The following is a 5,783-nucleotide window of genomic DNA, read 5'->3' as shown; positions in this document are numbered from 1 at the left end:
TCCATCGACCACCCGGTCGCGGGGGACGCGACCGGGTGGTCGATGGAGGAGCGGCTCTACAACCAGGTGTGGGGCATGTTCGAGGACTACGCGCGCACGACGGCCGCCTACCGCAGCGCCGTCGACTTCGCGGACGCGCGCATGGAACGTGAGCTGGACGAGGCGCTCGCGGACCCGCGCGCGCGGATGGGCGGGCAGGCCGACGCCGCGCGGGAGGCGGCGCGCGCGAAGCACACGCAGCTGATGGACCAGGCGCGCGAGGTGCTCGACCGGGACCTGGTGCAGCTTGTCGCCGAGTCCGAGGTCGTCGAACCCGCGCTCCCGCCGTCCTACGCGGCCTGGGACAACCCCGTCTGGCACGCCTACCGGGTCCCCGAGGAACCCCCCATGGCCCTGCGCCTGGGCGACCTGCGGCTGCCGGAGAGCGAGCGGCTGCGCATCCCGATGCTGGTCAGGCTGCCGCTGGAGCGGGGGCTGTGGATCGACAGCGGGGCGGTCGGCGCGGCGGACGGCGCGGTCGTCGACGCGTACGACGTACGGCGGCTCGCGATGGACACGGCCGTCGCGCACGTGGCCCGGCTGCTCGCGGCGCACCCGGCGGGCGCGCTGGCGGTGCACGTCGTGGACGCGGCCGGTTCGGCGGCGTCGTCCCTGGCCCCGCTGGCCGGAGCGGGCGTGCTGGCCGGGCCGCCGGCCGTGGGCGCCGCCGGGGTCGCGGACGTCCTCGGGCGGCTCACGCAGCGCGTCGACCTGGTGCAGATGGCGGTGCGCGGCGGCGCCCCGGACGCGCTGCCGCCCGACTTCGACACCGCGCACCAGCTCCTCGTCGTGAACGACTTCCCGCACGGCTTCGACGACCGCGCGGTGACGCAGCTGCGCTACCTCGCGGACGAGGGCCCGGCCGTCGGCGTGCACCTGATGATGGTCGCCGACCGGGAGGACGCGACCGCGTACGGCCCGCTGCTCGACCCGCTGTGGCGGTCCCTGCTGCGGCTGACGCCGGTGCCGGACGACTACCTCGCCGACCCGTGGGTGGGGCACGCGTGGACGTACGAACCGGCGCTCGTGCCGCCCGGCAGCGGGGTGCTCCAGCAGGTGCTCGCGCAGGTCGCGGCAGCTCGCACCAAGCCCTGGTAAAGCGCCCTGACCTGCGTTTTTGATCTTTCTTTTGCCAATCGCTTTACCGTTCCTTGGTGATTGGGGTACTGTTTTCCGTACGGAGGGGAGTACTCCCTGACAACTGCGGCGTACCCGTCAATACGGATCAGGCCAGATCCCGGGGCGTCGGCCCACACGTGGGTGGAAGAGACCTCCGGCAGCGCGACGCGACGCTGAGTATCTGCCGTTACGTACTGCCGGAGGCGCAGCAGTGGATGTTTCCCTGACCCTGTGGGTCCTGACGATCGTGGGCCTCAGTGCCCTCATCGCGGTCGACTTCTTCATCGGCCGCAAACCGCACGACGTGTCCATCAAGGAGGCGGGGATCTGGACGGTCGTCTGGATCGCCCTCGCCGGGCTCTTCGGCCTCGGCCTCGCGATATTCGGCGGCGGTGAGCCCTCGGGCGAGTTCTTCGCCGGGTTCATCACCGAGAAGTCGCTGAGCGTCGACAACCTCTTCGTCTTCATCCTGATCATGGCGAAGTTCTCGGTGCCCACGCAGTACCAGCAGCGGGTCCTGCTCATCGGCGTCCTCATCGCCCTGGTCCTGCGGGCGATCTTCATCGCCGCCGGGGCCGCGATCATCGCCAACTTCTCCTGGGTCTTCTACATCTTCGGCGCCTTCCTCATCTGGACCGCCTGGAAGCTCATCCAGGAGGCGCGCGCCGACGAGGAGGACGAGGAGTTCGAGGAGAACAAGCTCCTCAAGGCCGCCGAGAAGCGCTTCGGCGTCGCCGACCGCTACCACGGCACCAAGCTGTGGATCCAGGAGAACGGCAAGCGGGTCATGACCCCGATGCTGGTCGTCATCCTCGCGATCGGCACCACGGACGTCCTGTTCGCGCTCGACTCCATCCCCGCGATCTTCGGCCTCACCCAGGACCCGTACATCGTCTTCACCGCCAACGCGTTCGCCCTCATGGGCCTGCGCCAGCTGTACTTCCTCCTCGGCGGGCTGCTGCGCAAGCTGGTCCACCTCAGCTACGGCCTCTCCGTCATCCTCGGCTTCATTGGCGTCAAGCTGGTCCTGCACGCGCTGCACGAGTCGGGGCTGCACGTCCCGCAGATCAGCATCCCGGTCTCCCTGGGCGTCATCTGCTCGGTCCTGGTCGTCACGACCATCACGAGCCTGAGGGCCTCCAAGAAGCAGGCGGAGGCCGAGGCGGCGCAGGACGGCACCGGGTCCGGCACCGAGTCCTCGCCGAAGGACAGCATCAGCAGCTGATCCCCGTACCGCCCCGAGTGGTGCTCCGGCCGTGCGCCGGGGCACCACTCGGCTGCGCCGGACCCCCTTGGAGCTCCACATGCACCCCCGCACCCCGTCTGCGACGATCGCCGCATGATCACTGGGCTTCGGGCGCTCACCGCCCGCTGGACGACGGCGATCCCGGTACTGGCGGTCGTCCTCCTGGTGTTCACGTGGGGCCGCGACCTGCCCGGCGCGGTCGTCGCGCTGGTCACCCTGGTCCTCGCCGGAGCCGTCCTCGCGGCCGTCCACCACGCCGAGGTCATCGCCCACCGGGTCGGCGAACCCTTCGGCTCGCTGGTCCTCGCGGTCGCCGTCACGATCATCGAGGTCGCCCTGATCGTCACCCTCATGGTGGACGGCGGCGACAAGAGCTCCACGCTCGCGCGGGACACCGTCTTCGCCGCCGTGATGATCACCTGCAACGGCATCCTCGGCCTGTGCCTGCTCGTCGCCTCGCTGCGGCACGGCACGGCGGTCTTCAACCCGGAGGGCACCGGCGCCGCGCTCGCGACCGTCGCGACGCTGGCCGTGCTCAGCCTGGTCCTGCCGACGTTCACGACCAGCAAGCCGGGACCGGAGTTCTCCACGGTCCAGCTCACGTTCGCCGCGCTGTCGTCCCTCGTCCTGTACGGCCTGTTCGTGGCGACCCAGACCGTACGGCACCGCGACTACTTCCTGCCGGTCACCCACGACGGCGACGTCCTGGACGCCGACGACCATGCCGACCTGCCGAGCGTCCGGACGGCGTACGTCAGCCTCGGCCTCCTCGGCCTCGCCCTGATCGGCGTGGTCGGCCTCGCCAAAGGCGTCTCCCCGACGATCGAGTCGGGCGTCGAGTCGGCCGGACTGCACCACGCGGTCGTCGGCGTCGTCATCGCCCTGCTGGTCCTGCTCCCCGAGACCATCGCCGCCCTGCGGGCCGCCCGCCGCGACCGCGTCCAGACCAGCCTCAACCTCGCCCTCGGCTCCGCCATGGCCAGCATCGGCCTGACGATCCCGGCCGTCGCCCTCGCCTCCGTCTGGCTCTCCGGCCCGCTCGTCCTCGGACTCGGCTCGACCCACATGGTCCTGCTCGCCCTGACCGTCGTCGTCGGCTCCCTGACGGTGGTGCCGGGGCGGGCCACGCCGCTGCAAGGGGGCGTGCACCTCGTGCTGTTCGCCGCGTACCTGGAGCTGGCGGTCAACCCGTGACGCGGTCCACCGCGGGCCCTCGTACGACCGCCACCGGCCGTGTCTCCGGCAGCAGCGCGAAGCAGCCCAGGCTCACCAGCGCCACCGCCGTCAGGTACGCCGCCACTCCCCACGGCACCCGGCCGGAGCCCTCGGCCAGCGCCGTCGCGACGACCGGGGTGAGCGCGCCCCCGATGACCCCGCCGAGGTTGTAGCCGACCGCCGCACCCGTACAACGGACGCGCGGTTCGTAGAGTTCCGGCAGATACGCGCCGATCGCGGCGAACATCAGGGTGAACGCGAGCAGCGCCCCCAGGATCCCGAGGAACATCGGCAGCGGCTCACCGGTCGCCAGGAGCACGACCGCCGGGAACATCCACAGCGCCGTCAGCACGCACCCGGTCATGCACACCGGCCGCCGCCCGAACCGGTCCCCCAGGTGAGCCACGAACGGGGTGAGCACCCCCTGCACGACGACGGCGGCCATGACACACGTCAGCATGACCGTACGGCTCACGCCGAGCCGTTCCGTCGCGTGCGCGAGCGACCAGGTCGTCACCGCGTAGAAGACCGCGTACCCGGCGGCCAGCGCTCCGGCCGTCAGCAGGAGGAGCCGCCAGTGGCGGACGAACACCTCGACGAGCGGCACGCGCGCGTGGTCGTCGATCTCCAGGAAGCGCGGGCTCTCCGCGAGGGACGACCGCAGCCACAGCCCCGCGACCGCGAGGACCCCGGCGGCCCAGAACGGCACCCGCCACCCCCAGGACGCGAACTGCGCCTGCGAGAGCCCCGCCGACAGCCCCAGCATCACCCCGTTGGCGAGCACGAACCCCACGGCACCTCCCACGGGCGGAAAGCTCGACCACAGAGCGCGCCGCCCGGGCGGCGCGTGCTCCGCCGTCAGCAGCACCGCTCCACCCCACTCGCCGCCGAGCCCCAGCCCCTGGAGGAACCGCAGCACGAGCAGCAGCACCGGCGCGGCCACCCCGATCGAGGCGTACGACGGGACGCAGCCGACCGCGACGGTCGACGCACCCGTCAGGAGCAGCGACACCACCAGCACCGGACGCCGCCCGTGACGGTCGCCGACATGCCCGAACAGCACCGCCCCCAGGGGACGCGCGACGAACCCGACCGCGAACGTCCCGAAGGCCGCCAGCGCGCCCGCGAGGGGCGAGAACGTCGGGAAGAACAGGGGCCCCAGGACGAGCGCCGCCGCCGTCCCGTAGACGGAGAAGTCGTAGAACTCGATCGCCGTCCCCGCGAGAGAGGCGGCGGCGAGCCGGGGCATGGAGGGTGGTGATGCCGGTGCTGTCACCGTGTGTACAGGCTGCATACCGCGTCAACCAGCCGTGACCACCGTGAGTCACGGCGGCGCACGGAGCATCGGGGGCGCGCCCCGGCGGCTCAGTAGTGCACGACGACGCGCCGCGCGGGACCGTCGACCCGTACGACACCGCCGTAGGGGACGACGACCTGAGGGTCCGTGTGGCCGAGGTCGACGTCGAAGACGGCCATCGTGTCCGGGGCGTACGTCTTCAGCGCCCGCTCGACCGCCGCTCGCTGGTCGGCGGCGTACTGTGCGCTCGCCTGAGGGCCGTTCGGCCGCTCCAAGGACCAGGTCTTCGCCCGGCCCATGAGAAGCGCCGGGAACCGCCTCAGGAGGCCGCGCTCGCCCATGCTGCGCAGGACGCCGAAGACCTCCGAGGCGCTCGGGAGATCCTCGGACGTCTCCAGGAACAGCACGCCGCCGTCGTACACCGAAGGGTCCGCGGAGATCTCGCGGTCGGCCATCAGGAGCCAGGCCAGGATCTCCACGTTGCCGCCCCAACTGCGTCCCTCCACCACGCGGTCGGCGTTCAGCCAGGTCCAGCCGGTGCCGGGGCGGGTCTCGGGCGCGCGCGTGAAGGTCTCCGGTTCGGCCCAGTCGCCCTCGACGTCGCTCCAGCGCGCGGCGGGGCGCAGTTCGTAGGGGCCCGAGGTGAACAGGGCCGCGCGCAGGGAGTCGGCGCTCTCGCCGTCCATGGCGAGCGGGCGGCCGAACTGCACCATGACGCTTCCGCCGTGGTAGCCCACGATCCCGGTGCTGTACAGGTAGGCCAGCAGGTTGGTGTTGTCGCTGTACCCGAAGAACGGCTTCGGGTGCGCGCGGATCAACTCCCGGTCCAGGAAGGGCAGGACGGTGATCTGGTCGTCGCCGCCGATC

4 protein-coding genes and 1 pseudogene are annotated in these 5,783 nt (G+C 71.6%); 3 read left to right on the top strand and 2 right to left on the bottom strand.

Going from position 1 to position 5,783, the window contains the following annotated elements:
* The 3 genes and pseudogenes from AOK24_RS28650 to AOK24_RS28640 all read left to right on the top strand — a co-directional run.
* Positions 1-1,137, top strand: a pseudogene (locus AOK24_RS28650) (TerD family protein); the annotation flags it as partial.
* Positions 1,138-1,369: 232 nt separating this feature from the next.
* On the top strand, positions 1,370-2,383 hold the full coding sequence (locus tag AOK24_RS28645; protein WP_055722948.1) for a TerC family protein: 1,014 nt from the start codon (positions 1,370-1,372) through the stop codon (positions 2,381-2,383).
* Positions 2,384-2,497: 114 nt separating this feature from the next.
* On the top strand, positions 2,498-3,598 hold the full coding sequence (locus AOK24_RS28640) for a calcium:cation antiporter (RefSeq protein ID WP_055722947.1): 1,101 nt from the start codon (positions 2,498-2,500) through the stop codon (positions 3,596-3,598).
* On the opposite strand, the gene AOK24_RS28635 is transcribed toward AOK24_RS28640, so the two are convergent.
* Together AOK24_RS28635 and AOK24_RS28630 are read right to left on the bottom strand one after the other, a co-directional pair.
* Positions 3,588-4,868, bottom strand: coding sequence for an MFS transporter (locus AOK24_RS28635; RefSeq protein ID WP_055722946.1), 1,281 nt, complete (start codon positions 4,866-4,868; stop codon positions 3,588-3,590). The genes AOK24_RS28640 and AOK24_RS28635 overlap by 11 nt on opposite strands.
* A gap of 116 nt (positions 4,869-4,984) precedes the next feature.
* Positions 4,985-5,783 (bottom strand): LD-carboxypeptidase (locus AOK24_RS28630; protein WP_055722945.1); only part of this gene is annotated, 799 nt, incomplete at its 5' end.

It is taken from the genome of Streptomyces niveiscabiei (assembly GCF_001419795.1).
Taxonomy (GTDB): Bacteria; Actinomycetota; Actinomycetes; order Streptomycetales; family Streptomycetaceae; genus Streptomyces; species Streptomyces niveiscabiei.
Note: the sequence above shows the minus strand (reverse complement) of the source record. Positions and strands in the feature narration are given on the sequence as shown.